We start from the raw sequence: 15642 nt of genomic DNA on the forward strand, positions 1-15642 counted from the left end.
ACGGAAGGCATTCGTGCCCGGCGGCACGGCCGGGCTTCAAACCCGGTTGGGGGCGTCAGACGTTCCCAGGTAGGTTCGACTCCTGCTGCCTTCCGCCAGTTTTTTTGTGGGGCGTTGGTGTTCTTCTGCGCATGCAGGTTCCAACGTTTCCCGCTCCGGGTGTCTGATACTCCCGGATATTCACCTGCCGTGTTTGTTCTTGCCCGCGTCGGGGTGGTTCTTCTGACGCCCGCGGCGTCGCGGGGTCCGCGTTGCGGGCCTCCGATGGCGGTCCGGAGCCTTCGCTCCGGACTCTCCCGTGCTCATCCTCGTCCGCCTTCGGCTCCCTTCGGATTCCGCCGGGCGCCATCTAAACGGCCCGCAACACGGACCCCGCGCCACCACGTGCTGGGTCGGTGAGTGATCGGGAGGTCGCTGCGCTCGCTTGTTCTCACAGGTGTCTGACACCTTCCCACACTCCATCACTCTCCATCAACTGCGCAGCATGCGCGTCACCACGCCACTTACGCTGTGCGAGGTCCAGTCTAGTTCGCCCAGGTGCCAGTAGCGGATCGTGCCGCCGCGGTCGACGAGGTAGTTGGCGGGCAGGCCGGCCGCGTCCCATTTTTTGGAGGCTGTGCTGTTGCGGTCGTGCAGGACCGCGCCGGCGACGGGCCATTTTTTCAGGAAGGCGGTGATTTTTGCCGGGGATTCCCCGACGTTGACGGCGATGAGGCGCAGGCCTTCTTCGCGGTGGCGTTTGGCCATGGTGGACATGACGGGAATCTCGTCGCGGCAGGGGTCGCACCAGGTGGCCCAGAAGCTGACGATGACCACGTTGCCGCGCCAGGAAGAGAGCTTCTGTTCGCGGCCCGACAGGTCCGGCAGGACGAGCGGCGGGGTGGGGGCGGTCCACGGTGCCCAATCGGGACCGGTGGCGGTCTTCAAGGCGGAGTCACTGGCGGCGCGGGCCCAGGCGGGCAGGGCCGCCAGCGACAGGCTGGTTTGCAGGAGACGGCGGCGGCTGATCAAGGCGGACTCCCGCAAGGAAGTGGCGGTCAGATGGCGATGGGTCTGGCGGTGATGCGGTAGCTGAAGCTGTCGGGATCGAGGCTGTCCAGGCGTCCGGCGGCGGTTTCGCCGTTGGGATACATGAGGAACGGGATGGGGCCGTGCGCGGTGCCGGGCAGGACGACGTCGTGGCCGTGGTTGTAGGCCACCCAGTTCATTTCCCATGCCCCGAACAGCATGACGCGCGCGGCGCGGACCTTGGCGTCGGTAAGCGGGAGTTCGCCGGGCGGTTCCTCCAGCATGACCTTGCGCACGTCGGCCGGGTCGACGGGAATCCAGCCGTAGCCGGCGGCGTAGAACTCGGCGCGACAGTGCTGGGCGCGGGTGACGTCGCCGGCCTTGCCGAGGCTCTTGTAGCCGAGTTGCGAGTTGTCCACGCGCAGGCCGTAGGCGTCGCGGGCGGGGATGCCGGCGGCGCGGGCCAGCGCGACGAAGAGCGCGTTGATGTCGGCGCATTTGCCGTTCAGGTCGTTGGCGGTGAGCATGTAGCGCACGTCGCCGGTGCCGCAGCCGCGCGTGGACGCAGTGCGGCAGGTGTTTTCGACCACCCAGTCGTAGATGGCGCGGGCGCGCGCCAGGTCGCCCTGATGGCCCTGGGTGATGCGGTCGGCGGTGGTCTTGACGATGCCGTCGGTGGGCAGCAGGGCGGTCGGTTGCAGGTATTCGCGCAGCGCGGCTGCATTTTCGCGCGCGGCGTCGGCGCGAGGGGGCTGGGTCAGGTCGACGCGGCGGTTGCGGGTCTGGAAGCGGCTGGTCAGCGTGATGGTGCGGGGCGACTGCGCGTCGGGCCATTGGACGGCGAGCATCTGGACGTCGTAGCCGGGCGCGCGGGTCAGCGTGGCGACGCCGCCGCCGCTGGCCTGCCAGGTGTTCTGCACGCCGCGCTGGTAGGACGTGTCGGTGGCATAGGGCACGGGCAGCCAGATTCGGGTGTGGGCGGCGGGGTCGGTGATGCTGACGGCGGTGGTCAGTTCGTAGGTGCGCCACGCGGTGGCGACCGGAGTCTGCTGGGCGCGCGCGGCGTGCGGCAGCACGGCGGTGGCGGCAGTGGTGGCGCACGCGGCGCCCGAGAAACGGAGAAAGTGTCGGCGATCCATGAAGCCCCCACGCACGGTGAAGATTGGCTATCGGTGCGCCCGTGGCCGGGCGGCCGTCCGTTGCTGCATGCGATCGATCATAGGGCCAATCGCGGGGGCGGTGCTATCCTTTTTCGATTGTTTCCACGGAGATAGAGATGACCCAGGATGTTGCGTCCTCGAACGTGCCGCGCCTGACCTCGTTGTCGCATGGCGGCGGCTGTGGCTGCAAGATCGCGCCGGGCGTGCTGTCGGCGCTGCTGGCGCGGTTCGGTCCCGCGGCCAGTTATCCGAACCTGCTGGTGGGTACCGAAACCGCCGACGATGCGGCAGTGTATCGGTTGAACGATGCGCAGGCGCTTATCGCCACGACGGACTTCTTCATGCCGATCGTGGACGATCCCTTCGACTTTGGCCGCATCGCCGCCACCAATGCGCTGTCGGATGTGTACGCGATGGGCGGCACGCCGATCATGGCGCTGGCGATCGTGGGCATGCCGATCAACGTGCTGCCGCACAGCGTCATCGCTGAAATCCTGAAGGGCGGCGAATCGGTGTGCGCGGATGCTGGCATTCCGGTGGCCGGGGGGCACAGCATCGATTCGGTCGAACCCATCTATGGCCTGGCCGCGATGGGATTGGTGCACCCGGACAAGATCAAGCGCAACGCCGACGCGCGCGCGGGCGATGTGCTGATCCTGGGCAAGGGCCTGGGCGTGGGCATCCTGTCGGCGGCGTTGAAGAAAAACCGGCTCGACGTGGACGGCTATCGCGTGATGATCGACACGACGACGCGGCTCAATCGCCCCGGCCCGGCGCTCGCCGCGCTGGACGGTGTGCATGCGATCACCGACGTGACGGGTTTTGGGTTGTTGGGCCATGCGCTGGAGATGGCGCGCGGCGCCAAGCTGACGGCCCACGTGCGGCTGGCGGCGCTGCCGTGGCTGCCGGGCGTGCAGGAATTTGCCGCCGACGGCGTGATCACGGGCGCCTCGGGCCGGAACTGGGCTTCGTATGGCGAATCGGTGCGTCTGGGGGCAGGGGTTTCGGACACGCAGCGGGCGTTGCTGACCGATCCGCAGACCTCGGGTGGGCTGCTGGTGTCGTGCGCACCGGACGCGGCCGATGCGGTGCTCAAGATCTTCCATGAGCAGGGCTTCGATCAGGCTGCCGTGATCGGCGAGATGACCGCTGGCGAACCGCAGGTCGTGGTGGACTGAACGGCGAATCGCGCGGCCGCCTCCCACGCGCGGCCGCGCCCGCTTGGTTTGCTGCAACGCGCGGCCCTGGCGGCGCGTGATTTCAATCTGGTAGATCGCGCGCGGTCGCGGCTGCCTGTTCCACCAGCCATTGCGTGACGAGGTCCGCGTCGGGCGTGCTGCGGCGTGCGTTGCGCACCAGCCAGTAGGCGTGTTCGGTGGCGCAGGCCGTCGGGCTGCCCACAACCTCCAGCCGCCGGTCCGCCAGCATGGGCGCGATCAACGCCAGCCGTCCCAGCGCGATGCCGTGTCCCGCCAGCGCCGCGTGCACGATCTGATCGTATTGATTGAAGCGCAGCATGCCCTTGGCGCGCACGCGCCCCAGCCCGCGCGCGCTCAGCCATTCCGACCATTGCAGCCACGGACGCGTGGGATCGTCGAACTCCAGGAGGACGTGGCGCGCCAGTTCGCGTGCGTCCAGTTCGCGGGCCTTGAGCGAAGGATGCGCCACGGGCACCACCGATTCCCCAAAGAGCCACAGGGCGCCGTCGGGCACCGTGTTGCGCTCGCTGTAGCGGATGGCGATGTCGACGGCTTCGCGGTCGATATCGATCAGCCGGTTGTCAGCGGCCACGCGCACATCGATGTCCGGATGCGCCGCCTGAAAGTCGCCCAGCCGGGGCAGCAGCCACAACGAGGCCACGCCGATGGTGGTGGTGACCGTGACGGGCGTGCGCCGCTCGGGCGCGCGCAGTTGCTCGGTCAGGTCGCCCAGCTGGCTCAGCCAGACGTCCGCCATGCGAAAGAGCTGCGCGCCCTCGGCGGTGAAGGTGACGCTGCGAAACCCCCGCACCAGCAGCGGCACGCCCAGGTGCGCTTCCAGCGCGCGGATCTGGCGGCTGACGGCCGACTGCGTGACGTGCAGGTCTTGGGCGGCGAGCGTGATGCTCATGCGCCGGCCAACGGCGACGAAGCCGCGCACGAGATCAAGCGGAGGCAGTTTCGCTAAGGGGTATGGCATTCGTAAAACTCATGCGTATCGGGCGGAAATGTCGCTTGAGCAATAGTACGCCGGGGCGTCCAATATGACTCAGACGTTGGGTGACCGGGACAAAATCGCGGTTGCCCGCCGCGATAGCCGCTGCCGCGGCCAGGAGGTTCGCCATGATCCAGTTATGTTGCACTGCGGGAATGTCATTCCGTTTGGCCGGCGGCTCGACTATGCTGCTCAAGCGCGCCTCGGGCGTTCGCATCGTGTGTCACGCCGGCGCCTTGTGGATATCCGAATACCGCCGCTTCGACGACAGCGTGCTTCAAGCGGGCCAGACCCTGACCGTGGATAGCGACCGCGACGTCGTCATCAGCGGCCTGCCGGATGCGCAGGTCGCGCTACTTTCCCTGGGGGGGCGGCAGGTGCAGTGTGCCGCCGCTTCGCCTTGCCATGCAGGCCAACTGGAGTTCCTGTGATGACTGCGTCCTTGCCCGATACGCCCCGGATCGAAATGTGGTTCGATTTCGCCAGCCCCTACAGCTATCTGGCGATCGAGCGCATCGACGCGCTGGCCCAGGAAGCGGGCGTGCAGGTCGATCTGCGCCCCTTCCTCTTGGGGCCGATCTTTCAGGCGCAGGGCTGGAACGACACGCCGTTCCGGTTGTTCCCCGGCAAGGGCGCGTACATGATGCGCGACATTGCGCGGCTGGCCGACAAGTACGGCGTGGTCTACAACCGCCCGCGCATGTTCCCGCGCATGAGCGTGCTGCCCGCGCGCATCGCGCTCTTGGGCGAGGACGAGCCGTGGGGCCGCGATTTCTGCGTGGCGGTGTTCCGGGCGAACTTCCAGCACGACCTGGATATCCAGGCCGAGGACGTGGTTCACGACCTGCTCACCGGCCTGTCGCTGGATGCCGACGCGCTCATCGCCCGCGCCAAGACCGAGGGCGCCAAGGAGGCGCTGCGCAAGCGCGTGGACCGCGCGCGCAACCTGGGACTGTTCGGGGCGCCCACGTTCTTCGTGGAGGGCGAAATGTTCTGGGGCAACGACCGACTGGAAGACGCGCTGGAATGGACCCGCCGCACCGCGCCCGCCAGCGCCTGGTCGCCGCGGCCGCCTCGCTAGTGCGGGCTCTGTGTGCCCGCCACCGCCGTCAACCACGTACCGCAAGATTTCTCGTCAACGCTTCATCAGCAATGAAAAACGCAAGCAGCGCCTATCGCGGCGCGCCCATGCCGGGCGGCCGCTCGTTCACGCAATTTCGCGCCGCCCGCATCCGGCGTGTGTCCTTTCAGTGGAAACAGGCCGACCGGGCCGCGGTGCAGGACGACACCCTGCCCAGCGGCAGCGGCCGCGGCAAGCTGCGCTAGCCCTTGGTCACCGGTCCGATGTTCGCCCACTCTTCATCGGAATAGAGCCGTGACCGCAACAGAAAGCGCTTGCCCTCGGCGCTGTCCAGCGAAAAGGCGCCGCCACGTCCCGGCACGGCATCGATGACCAGCTGCGTGTGCTCCCAGTACGCGAACTGGTCCTCGCCGATCCAGAACGGGCAGCCTTCCAGGTCGCCCAACAGGACGTCCGAGCCGCCGACCATGAATTCGCCTTGCGGATAGCACATGGGCGAGCTGCCGTCGCAGCAGCCGCCGGACTGGTGGAACATCAGCGGGCCGTGCTTGGCCCGCAGGGTGTCGATCAGGTGGCGCGCCTCGTCGGTCGCCACCACGCGTGGCGTGTGCTCTGCCATGGCTGGATTCCTTGCAGGCGCGCCGGGGCAGGCCCGGCGCGCAGGACAGGCCGCGGCAAGCGGCCCGGGGTTGGCGAATCAAGCTTGGCGGATCAGAAGAACCCCAGCTTCTTGGGCGAATAGCTCACCAGCAGGTTCTTCGTCTGCTGGTAATGGTTGAGCATCATCTTGTGGTTCTCGCGTCCGATGCCCGATTGCTTGTAGCCGCCAAATGCCGCGTGCGCCGGATAGGCGTGATAGCAGTTTGTCCACACCCGGCCCGCCTTGATCGCGCGGCCCATGCGGTAGCACGTGTTGGCCTCGCGCGACCACACGCCGGCGCCCAGGCCATAGAGCGTGTCGTTCGCCAGCGCCAGCGCGTCGTCCGCGTCCTTGAATGTGGTGACTGCCACGACCGGCCCGAAGATTTCTTCCTGGAAAACGCGCATCTTGTTGTGGCCCTTGAACACAGTGGGCTGCACGTAATAGCCGCTTTCCAGCGCGCCCTGCATCTGCGCCCGCGAGCCCCCGGCCAGCACGTCCGCGCCTTCCTGCTTGCCGATGTCCAGGTACGAAAGGATCTTCTCGAGCTGTTCGGTGGAGGCCTGCGCGCCGATCATGGTGTCGGCGTCCAGCGGGTTGCCCTGCTTGATCTCGGCCACGCGTTTCAGTGCGCGTTCCATGAACTTGTCGTAGAGCGATTCCTGGATCAGCGCGCGGCTGGGGCACGTGCACACTTCGCCCTGGTTCAGCGCGAACATGACAAAGCCCTCGATCGCCTTGTCCAGGAAGTCGTCGTCCTGCGCGGCCACGTCGGCAAAGAAGATGTTGGGCGACTTGCCGCCCAGTTCCAGCGTGACCGGAATGATGTTCTGCGACGCGTACTGCATGATGAGCCGACCGGTGGTGGTTTCGCCGGTGAAGGCGATCTTGGCGATGCGCTTGCTCGAGGCAAGCGGCTTGCCGGCTTCCAGCCCGAAGCCGGTCACCACGTTCACGACGCCCGGAGGCAGGATGTCGCCGATCAGCTCCATCAGCAGCAGGATGCCCAGCGGCGTCTGTTCGGCGGGTTTCAACACCACGCAATTGCCCGCCGCCAGCGCGGGTGCAAGCTTCCATGCGGCCATCAGGATGGGGAAGTTCCACGGGATGATCTGTCCGACCACGCCCAGCGGTTCGTTGAAGTGGTACGCCACCGTGTCTTGATCGATCTCGGACAGCCCGCCTTCCTGGCTGCGGATGCACGAGGCAAAGTAGCGGAAGTGGTCGATGGCCAGGGGAATGTCGGCCGCGCGGGCCTCGCGGATGGGCTTGCCGTTGTCCCAGGTTTCCGCCGTGGCCAGGCGTTCCAGATTGGCTTCCATCACGTCCGCGATCTTCATGAGCATGCGGGCGCGCTCGGCGGCCGGGGTCGCACCCCATTTGGGCGCGGCGCGGTGCGCGGCATCCAGCGCCAGTTCGATGTCGCGCTCTTTCGAGCGCGCGTGGCGGGTCAGCGTCTGGCCCGTGACCGGGGTGACGTTGTCGAAGTATTCGCCATCCGCGGGCGACTGCCATTTGCCGTCGATGAAATTGTCGTACTGCGTCCTGAGGTCCAGGCGGGTGCCATAGGTCTGCGGGGTAACGCGGGTCGCGATGTCCATGCTTGTCTCCGTATCGTTGGGATGGCGGCAGTGGGCTGCCTGTCTTGCATCAAGCAAAACGCATGCCAGTCGGGGCATCCCGGCTGGACAGCCCGCCCCACGCGTGCGAAAGTAGTTTTTCCGCCTTCAGTGTCGCAATCTGCGACGTTGTCGCGAAACAGGTGTCGCAGCACAGGCGTCGCAGAACGCCGCTCCCAGGAGACATACATGGCCTCTTACTCCCGTCGGCAGACGCTGACGCAGGCACGGCTGCTTTTTAACCAGCAGGGCGCGGTGCCGGGCGGCATGGTTGCCGAACCGATCCTGCGTTCCTGGCGCCGCTGCGCCGACCTGGGCTTTGACATGCGCGGCGTGCGCCGCGCCGAACTCATGACGCAGGGCGAACTGCGCGAAGCGCAGCAGAGAAACGAAGCGCTGCGCCGCATGTCCGAACCCGCTATCGCCTATCTGCGCCGCCAGGCGGGCGGCAGCGGCAACCTGGTCATCCTGTCGGACGCGCAGGGCCTGGTGCTGGACTCGGACGGCGACACGGGCTTTGCGCATCGCGCCTCGCGCGTGGCCTTGATGCCGGGCGCGCCCTGGGACGAGGCCGCCGCCGGCACCAACGCCATCGGCACCGCGCTCGTCGAAGGCCGTCCCATTGCCGTGCATGGCGCGGAACACTATTTCGAACCCAATCGCATCCTGACCTGCGCGGCCGTGCCCATCACGGACAGCGAAGGCCGCACCGTGGGCGTGCTGGATCTGTCCAGCCAGGCCCGCGAGGTGCGTCCGGATGTGCTGGCGCTGGTGCGCGTGGCGGTGGACCGCATCGAGCATCAGCTGTTCGAAGGCGCCTATGAACAATGCACGGTGCTGCGCCTGCATGCCGACCTCGCGGGGCTCGGTCAGCCCGGCGAGGCGCTGCTCGCATTCCAGGGCGACCTGCTGGTCGGCGCCAACCGCCGTGCGCTGCATGCGCTGGGGCTGGCGGCCACCGCGCTGGGCGTGTACCGCTACGCGGACGTGTTCGACGGCGATATCGGACGTGGCCCGGATGCCGCGGGCCGCGTGCACACGCGGACTGGCGCGGTCTATCACGCGCGCCTGCGCATGCCGCGCACGCGCCCGCCGCAACCCCCCGCCACCCAAGCGCTGCGTGCGCCCGGCGCCGCCGCCAGGACGCCCGCGCCCAGCTTTGACGCCGCCACGCTAGGCGCCCTGGCGCGCGCCGTGCACCTGGCGGACGCGGGCGTGTCGATTCTGCTGCAGGGCGAAACCGGGGTGGGCAAGGAAGTGTTCGCGCGGCAAATCCACGCGCGTGGCCAACGCGCGGCCGGCCCATTCGTGGCGGTGAACTGCGCCGCGCTGCCCGAGAGCCTGATCGAATCGGAACTCTTCGGCTACGAAGAAGGCGCCTTCACCGGTGCGCGCCGCCAGGGCAGCAAGGGCCTGTTGCGGCAGGCGCACGGCGGCGTGCTGTTCCTGGACGAGATCGGCGACATGCCGCTCCTGTTGCAATCGCGCCTGTTGCGTGTGCTGCAGACGCGCGAGGTCTCGCCCTTGGGCGCGGCGCGGTCCATCCCGGTGGATTTCACGCTGGTGTGCGCGACGCATCGGCCGCTTGCCCATGAAGGACCGGACGCCCCGGTGCGGCCCGACCTGTACTTTCGCATCGCCGAATACACCGTCACGCTGGAGCCCTTGCGCGCGCGGGCCGACCGCCTGGAATTGCTGCGCGACCTGTGGGCGGCGCAGGGTGCCGGTCCGGCGCTGCCCCCCGCCATCGAAGCCGTCCTCGCGGCGTATTCGTGGCCGGGCAATTACCGTCAGCTGGCGTCGGTGCTGCGCACCCTGCATGTGCTGGCCGGGCCGGCGGGCAGGGTGGATGCCGACATGCTGCCGGCGGAATTGCGCGGTGCAGCGAGCGTCGCGATGCGGGAGATACACGCGCCGGGCGCCGCAACGTCAACGCCCGCGCCGGCCGGTGCGGCCGCCGACCTGCACGCCATGACCGATGCCGCCATCCGCAGCGCGCTCGAGGCGCACGGCGGCAGCGTCAGCCGCGCGGCGCGCGCGCTGGGTGTGCACCGCAGCACGGTGTACCGGCGCGCCGCCGCATTGGGATTGGCGCGGCCGAAATAACCGCTGCCCGCGCCCTGCCTTTACCCGATCAGACGCGCCAGCTCGGCGCCCGGGTCCTTGGCGCGCATGAACGCTTCGCCCACCAAAAAGGCATCGACCTTGTGCTCGCGCATCAGCTTCACGTCTTCCGGCTTGAGGATGCCGCTTTCGGTCACCACGCGCTTGCCGGCGGGGATGCGCGGCAAGAGGTCCAGCGTGGTCTGCAGGCTGGTCTCGAACGTGCGCAGGTTGCGGTTGTTGATGCCCAGGAGCGGCGTCTTGAGCGTGAGCGCAACGTCCAGTTCCTGGGCGTCGTGCACTTCGACCAGCACGTCCATGCCCAGTTCGATGGCCAGCGTTTCGTAGTCGCGCAATTGGGCGGGCGTGAGCGCGGCCACGATCAGCAGCACGCAGTCGGCGCCCATCGCGCGCGCGGCGACGATCTGGTAGGGGTCGATCACGAAGTCCTTGCGCAGCACCGGCAGCGCGCACGCGGCGCGCGCCTGGCGCAGGTGGTCGTGCGAACCCTGGAAGAACTGCACGTCCGTCAGCACGGACAGGCAGGCCGCGCCGTGCACGGCGTAGGTGGCCGCGATCTCGGCGGGCGCGAAGCCCTCGCGGATGACGCCCTTGGAGGGCGAGGCTTTCTTGATTTCAGCGATGACGCCGGCCTTGCCCTGCGAAATCTTGTCTTCGATGGCTTGGGCGAAACCGCGCACGTCCTGGCGCGCCTGCGCTTCGCGCAGGACTTCGGCTTCGCTGCGCATCTGGCGGGCGGCGGCGACTTCCTCGGCCTTGACGGCGAGGATCTTCGCAAGAATATCGTTCATTTCTGGAATGTCCGGGTGTATGCGCAGAATTCTTCCAGCTTGGCTCGCGCCGCGCCGGTGGAAATTAGTTCAAATGCTAGCGCTAAGGCTTCGGGAATGGAATCGGCTTTGTTGCCGGCATAGATGGCGAGCCCGGCGTTCAGGGCCACGATGTCGCGGGCCGCGCCCTCGACATTTTCCAGCGCCTCTATGACAAGCTCGCGCGACTGCTCGCGATTGGACACCTTGATGCTCCGGTTGGACATCATGGATAGCCCGTAGTCCTCGGGGTGGATCTCGTATTCACGGACCACGCCATCTTTCAGTTCGCCGACCATCGTGGCTCCGCCCAGCGAGGCCTCGTCCATGCCGTCCTTGCCGTGCACGACCAGCACGTGACGCGAGCCCAGGCGTTCCAGCACGCGGACCTGGATGCCCACGAGGTCGGGGTGGAACACGCCCATCAGCTGGTTGGCGGCGCCGGCCGGGTTGGTCAGCGGGCCCAGGATGTTGAAGATCGTGCGCACGCCCAGTTCCTTGCGGACGGCGGCCACGTTCTTCATTGCGCCGTGGTGCGCGGGCGCAAACATGAAACCGATGCCGGTCTGCTGGATGCATTCGGCCACCTGTTCCGGGGTCAGCACCAGGTTGGCGCCCAGGGCTTCCAGCACGTCGGCGCTGCCGCTGGACGACGAGGCGCTGCGGTTGCCGTGCTTGGCAATCGGCACGCCGGCCGCGGCCGCGACGAACATCGCGGTCGTGGAAATGTTGAACGTGTGGCTGCCGTCGCCACCCGTGCCGCACATGTCCAGCAGGTCGTTCGGATTGGGCGTGACCACGGGCGTGGCGAATTCGCGCATGACCTGCGCCGCCGCGGTGATCTCGCCAATGGTTTCCTTCTTGACGCGCAGGCCCATCAGGAGCGCACTGGCGATCTGCGGCGACATCTCGCCGCGCATCAGCATGCGCATCAGGTGCAGCATTTCGTCGTGGAAAATTTCGCGGTGTTCGATGCAGCGCGTCAGCGCTTCGGTGGGGGAAATCGTCACGGTGCGTCCTTCTTAGGCGAGGTTCAGGAAATTGCGCAGCAGGGCGTGGCCGTGCTCGCTCAGTACGGATTCGGGGTGGAACTGTACCCCGTACAGCGGCAGCGTCTTGTGCCGCACGCCCATGATGTCGCCGTCCGGCGCCGTGGCGGTGACAGCCAGGCAGTCCGGCAGCGTGGCCGGGTCAATGGTCAGCGAGTTGTAGCGGATGACAGTGTACGGCGTCGGCAGACCCTGGAAGATGTCGGTGCCCGTGTGCGAAAGCTGAATCGTCTTGCCGTGCATGATCTGCTGCGCGCGCACGATGTTGCCGCCGAAGGCCGCGCCGATGGCCTGGTGGCCCAGGCATACGCCCAGAATGGGCTTCTTGCCGGCATAGGCCTGGATCAGCGGCACCGAGATACCCGCTTCGGCCGGCGAACAGGGGCCGGGCGACACGCAGATCTGGTCGGGGTTCAGCGCGGCAACCTCTTCCAGCGTGATCTGGTCGTTGCGCGCCACGCGCACGTCCACCCCCAGTTCGCCAAAGTACTGCACCAGGTTGTAGGTAAAGGAATCGTAGTTGTCGATCATCAACAGCATTTTTTTCTCCTCGGGGCCGTTAGGTGGCCCGGGCGGTGTCGGTTCGGCCGGGGGGCTCAGATGGGTTCGTCCAGGCCGTGCTGCACCTGCTCGGCGGCGCGCAGCACGGCGCGGGCCTTGGCTTCGGTCTCGGCCCATTCGGCTTCGGGATTCGAATCGGCCACGATGCCGGCGGCGGCCTGCACGTACAGCGTGCCGTCCTTGATGACGCCGGTGCGGATGGCAATCGCCACGTCCATCTCGCCGCCATAGCTCAGGTAGCCGGCCGCGCCGCCGTAGATGCCGCGGCGCACGGGTTCCAGTTCGTCGATGATCTTCATGGCCTCGACCTTCGGCGCGCCGGTCAGCGTGCCGGCCGGGAACGAGGCGCGCAGCACGTCCATGCTGCTCATGCCGGGGTTCAGGGTGCCGGTCACGTTGGACACCAGGTGCATCACGTGCGAGTAACGCTCGATCACCATCGTGTCGCTGACCTTCACCGACCCCACCTGCGCGACGCGGCCCACGTCGTTGCGCGCCAGGTCGATCAGCATGACGTGTTCGGCGATCTCCTTCGGGTCGGCGCGCAGTTCGGCCGCCAGCGCCGCGTCTTCCTCGGGCGTGCCGCCGCGCTTGCGCGTGCCCGCCAGCGGACGAATCGTGATCTGCGACTTCGGCTCGCCGTTTTCCACCGTGCGCTCCTGGCGCACCAGGATCTCGGGCGACGCGCCCACGACCTGGAAGTCGCCGAAGTTCCAGAAGTACATGTAGGGGGAGGGGTTGAGCGACCGCAGGGCGCGGTAGAGGGAAAGCGGGGAGTCGCGGAAGGGCTTGGCGATGACCTGGCCGATCTGGACCTGCATCAGGTCGCCGGCGGCGATATGTTCCTTGGCGCGCAGGACGGCCGCCAGGTAGTCCTCTTTCTTGAAATCGCGCCGTTCCTCGGTCTGCATGCTGGCGTGGCTATACGGAATTTCCACGGGGCGTCGCAGGCGCGCGCGCAGGTCGGTCAGGCGCTGCTGCGCGCGGCTGTAGGCCTCGGGCTGGCTCGGGTCGGCGTAGACCATCAGGTAGATGCGCCCGGCCAGGTTGTCGACGATGACCAGTTCGTCCACGTGCATCAGCATCAGGTCGGGCGTGCCGCCTTCCATGCCCGCCGGAAACGGCTTGACCGCGGGGCCCAGGCAGGGCTCGATGTGACGCACGGTGTCGTAGCCGAAGTAACCGGCCAGGCCGCCGCAAAAGCGCGGCATGCCGGGGCGCAGCGCGACCTTGAAGCGGCTCTGGTATTGCTCGATGAAAGCCAGCGGGTCGCCGTCGTGGGTTTCGGCGACCTTGCCGTCGTGCAGCACTTCCGTGCGCGTGCCGCTGGCGCGGATCACGGTGCGCGCCGGCAGGCCGATGAACGAATAGCGGCCAAAGCGCTCGCCGCCCACCACGGATTCCATCAGGCAGGTCATGCGGCCGGCCAGAGGGCCGGAGTGCGCCAGCTTCAGGTAGATGCCGAGCGGCGTGTCCAGGTCGGCGTAGGTCTCGGCCACCAGCGGAATGCGGTTGTAGCCTTGTGCCGCAAGGGCCTTGAATTCGATTTCGGTCATGTCGGGTCTCGTAAGCGGTGTCTGCTTTCGGACCGGGCACGCAACAAAAAACCCGGTCCAGTTGACTGGTTCCGGGTTGGGCTCTGTTTACACAGTGTCGGCGCTAGGCGGCAAGGTCGCGTCTAGGGCCGGGAAGGGAATCATCGCCACCCGGAAGACAAACGCCACCAACGCCACGAGGCGCCGAGCATTTGGTTCTGGATGGAAACGTTCATTTAGCGGTTCGGTATGAGTACGCGGTAGTGAATTCGTGCTGGGGTTGCGACGCGCTTCAGGCGGGGAGTTCAGGCCGAGACCTTCGCTGCGTTCTGGTTCTGATTCCAGAGCGCGACCCACTGGGCGGCGTCAACAAGCGTGTCAACTATACCATCGACATCCAACTCGCGCACGTCACGTCCTTCGTTATAGCCGTACGGCACCACCAGCACCTGCGTGCCCGCGCTGCGGCCCGCCTGCGCGTCGTTGATCGAATCGCCGATCGTCACGGCTTCGTTCACACCCACACCCATCAGGTCGCACGCATGGTGGATCTGGTCGGGGTCGGGCTTGCGGCGCTCGCAGGTGTCGCCGCACACCACGGCCTCGAAAAAGCCCGCCAGCCCCGTGCGCTGCAGGAGCGGCAAGGTGAACTCAGTGGGCTTGTTGGTGACCACGGCCAGCTTCAGGCCCTGATCGCGCATGAGTTTCAGCCCTTCGATCACGCCCGGGTAGACCTGCGCGCGCTCGCCGTTGACCAGGTGGTAATGGCGGTAGAAGGCCTCGCGGGCGCGCTGGAATTCGTCGGGCGACGGGTCGGCGGCATCGAGCGAACCGGCCAGGCTGCGCCGCACCAGGTTGTCCACGCCCTTGCCGACGAACGTGGCCACCACGTCCTCGCGCAGTGCGATCATGCCAAGTTCGACGCGCATGGCGTTGGCGGCGAAGGCCAGATCGGGAATGGAGTCGAGCAGGGTGCCGTCCAGGTCCAGCAGCGCGGCGCGAAAAGCGGTCATGTCGATTTCCTTAGACGGCGGTGGTTTCGCCGATGGCGATCTGCTCGCGCATGGCCTTGATGATGCCGGCGTAATCCGGCTTGCCGAAGATGGCCGAGCCCGCCACGAAGGTGTCGGCGCCCGCGGCGCGGATCTCGGCGATGTTGTCGATCTTGACGCCGCCGTCCACCTGCAGAACGATCTCCTGGCCGCCGGCCTGCATCCAGGCGTCGATGCGGGCGCGGGCCTCGCGCAGCTTGGTCAGCGCCGCCGGAATGAAGCTCTGGCCGCCAAAGCCCGGGTTCACCGACATGATCAGGACCAGGTCGATCTTGTCCATCACGTAGTCCATGTAGGACAGCGGCGTGGCCGGGTTGAAGACCAGGCCCGCCTTGCAGCCGCTTTCGCGGATCAGCGACAGCGTGCGGTCCACGTGGGCGCTCGCGTCGGGGTGAAAGCTGATGTAGTCGGCGCCGGCCTTGGCAAATTGCGGCACCAGCGCGTCCACCGGTTCGACCATGAGGTGCACGTCGATCGGCACCTGGACATGGGGGCGGATGGCCGCACAGACCATCGGGCCGATGGTCAGGTTGGGGACATAGTGGTTGTCCATCACGTCCACGTGGATCCAGTCGGCGCCGGCGGCGACGACGTTGCGGACTTCTTCGCCCAGCCGGGCGAAGTCAGCCGACAGGATGCTGGGAGTAATGCGGGTGCAGGCCGTTTGCTTGGACATGATGTTCGGGGTCGGGGAGGGCATAATGTGCCATTATTGCAGTTTGAGGCGCCGCAGCGGGTATGCCCCGGTCTGGCGCGTCTGAAATTCCGTCTTTCAAGCGTGGGCGCCGACGTTGCGCCGCCCGCGTGCAGC

16 protein-coding genes and 1 tRNA gene are annotated in these 15642 nt (G+C 67.2%); 6 read left to right on the top strand and 11 right to left on the bottom strand.

The window, feature by feature from the left end; genetic code table 11:
• Window positions 1–2 precede the first annotated feature (2 nt).
• Window positions 3–98: transfer RNA gene (locus HV786_RS17940), tRNA-Sec, on the top strand.
• Window positions 99–471: 373 nt separating this feature from the next.
• Here the strand turns inward: HV786_RS17940 and HV786_RS17945 are convergent.
• Together HV786_RS17945 and HV786_RS17950 are read right to left on the bottom strand one after the other, a co-directional pair.
• Window positions 472–1011 carry a TlpA family protein disulfide reductase gene (locus HV786_RS17945; RefSeq protein ID WP_128827113.1) on the bottom strand — a complete coding sequence of 180 codons (540 nt, stop codon included), beginning with the start codon at window positions 1009–1011 and terminating at the stop codon, window positions 472–474.
• A 26-nt stretch (window positions 1012–1037) separates the two neighbouring features.
• Window positions 1038–2147: a transglutaminase-like domain-containing protein gene (locus HV786_RS17950; RefSeq protein ID WP_175211437.1), complete on the bottom strand. Its 1110-nt coding sequence runs from the start codon at window positions 2145–2147 to the stop codon at window positions 1038–1040.
• A gap of 137 nt (window positions 2148–2284) precedes the next feature.
• On the opposite strand from HV786_RS17950, the gene selD reads away from it, so the two are divergent.
• The gene (gene selD / locus HV786_RS17955) at window positions 2285–3346 is read left to right on the top strand and encodes a selenide, water dikinase SelD (protein WP_128827112.1); all 1062 of its coding nucleotides are present in this window, start codon (window positions 2285–2287) and stop codon (window positions 3344–3346) included.
• An 82-nt stretch (window positions 3347–3428) separates the two neighbouring features.
• Here selD and HV786_RS17960 read toward each other — a convergent pair whose 3' ends face one another.
• Window positions 3429–4346 (bottom strand): LysR substrate-binding domain-containing protein, encoded by a 918-nt coding sequence (locus tag HV786_RS17960; RefSeq protein ID WP_175211439.1) that lies wholly within the window; start codon window positions 4344–4346, stop codon window positions 3429–3431.
• 170 nt (window positions 4347–4516) lie between these two features.
• On the opposite strand from HV786_RS17960, the gene HV786_RS17965 reads away from it, so the two are divergent.
• From HV786_RS17965 to HV786_RS17975, 3 genes are all read left to right on the top strand, one after another.
• The gene (locus HV786_RS17965; RefSeq protein WP_056319478.1) at window positions 4517–4792 is read left to right on the top strand and encodes a DUF2917 domain-containing protein; all 276 of its coding nucleotides are present in this window, start codon (window positions 4517–4519) and stop codon (window positions 4790–4792) included.
• Window positions 4792–5442 (top strand): 2-hydroxychromene-2-carboxylate isomerase, encoded by a 651-nt coding sequence (locus HV786_RS17970; RefSeq protein WP_128827111.1) that lies wholly within the window; start codon window positions 4792–4794, stop codon window positions 5440–5442. The genes HV786_RS17965 and HV786_RS17970 overlap by 1 nt, the downstream gene beginning before the upstream one ends.
• A 71-nt stretch (window positions 5443–5513) precedes the next feature.
• Window positions 5514–5687 carry a hypothetical protein gene (locus HV786_RS17975; RefSeq protein WP_175211440.1) on the top strand — a complete coding sequence of 58 codons (174 nt, stop codon included), beginning with the start codon at window positions 5514–5516 and terminating at the stop codon, window positions 5685–5687.
• Here HV786_RS17975 and HV786_RS17980 read toward each other — a convergent pair.
• Both HV786_RS17980 and adh read right to left on the bottom strand, forming a co-directional pair.
• Complete coding sequence (locus HV786_RS17980) at window positions 5684–6061, bottom strand: DUF779 domain-containing protein (protein WP_128827110.1); 378 nt, start codon at window positions 6059–6061, stop codon at window positions 5684–5686. The two genes, HV786_RS17975 and HV786_RS17980, sit on opposite strands and share 4 nt — an antisense overlap.
• A gap of 92 nt (window positions 6062–6153) precedes the next feature.
• A complete protein-coding gene (gene adh / locus HV786_RS17985; RefSeq protein WP_108696232.1) occupies window positions 6154–7683 on the bottom strand; it encodes an aldehyde dehydrogenase in 1530 nt (509 codons plus the stop codon).
• A gap of 207 nt (window positions 7684–7890) precedes the next feature.
• Between adh and HV786_RS17990 the strand changes: the two genes are divergently transcribed.
• Window positions 7891–9807, top strand: coding sequence for a sigma-54-dependent Fis family transcriptional regulator (locus HV786_RS17990; protein ID WP_175211442.1), 1917 nt, complete (start codon window positions 7891–7893; stop codon window positions 9805–9807).
• A gap of 20 nt (window positions 9808–9827) precedes the next feature.
• Here HV786_RS17990 and trpC read toward each other — a convergent pair whose 3' ends face one another.
• The 6 genes from trpC to rpe form a co-directional block, all read right to left on the bottom strand.
• Window positions 9828–10616, bottom strand: coding sequence for an indole-3-glycerol phosphate synthase TrpC (trpC, locus tag HV786_RS17995; protein ID WP_128827109.1), 789 nt, complete (start codon window positions 10614–10616; stop codon window positions 9828–9830).
• Window positions 10613–11644 carry an anthranilate phosphoribosyltransferase gene (gene trpD, locus HV786_RS18000; RefSeq protein WP_056319277.1) on the bottom strand — a complete coding sequence of 344 codons (1032 nt, stop codon included), beginning with the start codon at window positions 11642–11644 and terminating at the stop codon, window positions 10613–10615. Before trpD ends, trpC begins: the two co-directional genes overlap by 4 nt.
• 12 nt (window positions 11645–11656) lie before the next feature.
• Window positions 11657–12223, bottom strand: a complete 567-nt coding sequence (locus HV786_RS18005; RefSeq protein WP_062840098.1) for an aminodeoxychorismate/anthranilate synthase component II — start codon at window positions 12221–12223, stop codon at window positions 11657–11659.
• 56 nt (window positions 12224–12279) lie between these two features.
• Window positions 12280–13800 (bottom strand): anthranilate synthase component I, encoded by a 1521-nt coding sequence (gene trpE / locus HV786_RS18010; protein WP_128827108.1) that lies wholly within the window; start codon window positions 13798–13800, stop codon window positions 12280–12282.
• 284 nt (window positions 13801–14084) lie between these two features.
• The gene (locus tag HV786_RS18015) at window positions 14085–14792 is read right to left on the bottom strand and encodes a phosphoglycolate phosphatase (protein ID WP_128827107.1); all 708 of its coding nucleotides are present in this window, start codon (window positions 14790–14792) and stop codon (window positions 14085–14087) included.
• 10 nt (window positions 14793–14802) lie between these two features.
• Window positions 14803–15531, bottom strand: coding sequence for a ribulose-phosphate 3-epimerase (gene rpe / locus HV786_RS18020; protein WP_056319268.1), 729 nt, complete (start codon window positions 15529–15531; stop codon window positions 14803–14805).
• Between the last annotated feature and the right edge of the window lie 111 nt (window positions 15532–15642).

The sequence above is a fragment of the Achromobacter mucicolens genome, from assembly GCF_902859725.1.
Taxonomy (GTDB): domain Bacteria; phylum Pseudomonadota; class Gammaproteobacteria; order Burkholderiales; family Burkholderiaceae_B; genus Achromobacter; species Achromobacter mucicolens.

Coding starts and splice junctions, on each gene's coding strand:
- HV786_RS17950 (WP_175211437.1), bottom strand. CDS start 2,147: ATGGATCGCCGACACTTTCTCCGTTTCTCGGGCGCCGCGTGCGCCACC.
- selD (WP_128827112.1), top strand. CDS start 2,285: ATGACCCAGGATGTTGCGTCCTCGAACGTGCCGCGCCTGACCTCGTTG.
- HV786_RS17960 (WP_175211439.1), bottom strand. CDS start 4,346: ATGCCATACCCCTTAGCGAAACTGCCTCCGCTTGATCTCGTGCGCGGC.
- HV786_RS17965 (WP_056319478.1), top strand. CDS start 4,517: ATGTCATTCCGTTTGGCCGGCGGCTCGACTATGCTGCTCAAGCGCGCC.
- HV786_RS17970 (WP_128827111.1), top strand. CDS start 4,792: ATGACTGCGTCCTTGCCCGATACGCCCCGGATCGAAATGTGGTTCGAT.
- HV786_RS17975 (WP_175211440.1), top strand. CDS start 5,514: ATGAAAAACGCAAGCAGCGCCTATCGCGGCGCGCCCATGCCGGGCGGC.
- HV786_RS17980 (WP_128827110.1), bottom strand. CDS start 6,061: ATGGCAGAGCACACGCCACGCGTGGTGGCGACCGACGAGGCGCGCCAC.
- adh (WP_108696232.1), bottom strand. CDS start 7,683: ATGGACATCGCGACCCGCGTTACCCCGCAGACCTATGGCACCCGCCTG.
- HV786_RS17990 (WP_175211442.1), top strand. CDS start 7,891: ATGGCCTCTTACTCCCGTCGGCAGACGCTGACGCAGGCACGGCTGCTT.
- trpC (WP_128827109.1), bottom strand. CDS start 10,616: ATGAACGATATTCTTGCGAAGATCCTCGCCGTCAAGGCCGAGGAAGTC.
- HV786_RS18005 (WP_062840098.1), bottom strand. CDS start 12,223: ATGCTGTTGATGATCGACAACTACGATTCCTTTACCTACAACCTGGTG.
- trpE (WP_128827108.1), bottom strand. CDS start 13,800: ATGACCGAAATCGAATTCAAGGCCCTTGCGGCACAAGGCTACAACCGC.
- HV786_RS18015 (WP_128827107.1), bottom strand. CDS start 14,792: ATGACCGCTTTTCGCGCCGCGCTGCTGGACCTGGACGGCACCCTGCTC.
- rpe (WP_056319268.1), bottom strand. CDS start 15,531: ATGCCCTCCCCGACCCCGAACATCATGTCCAAGCAAACGGCCTGCACC.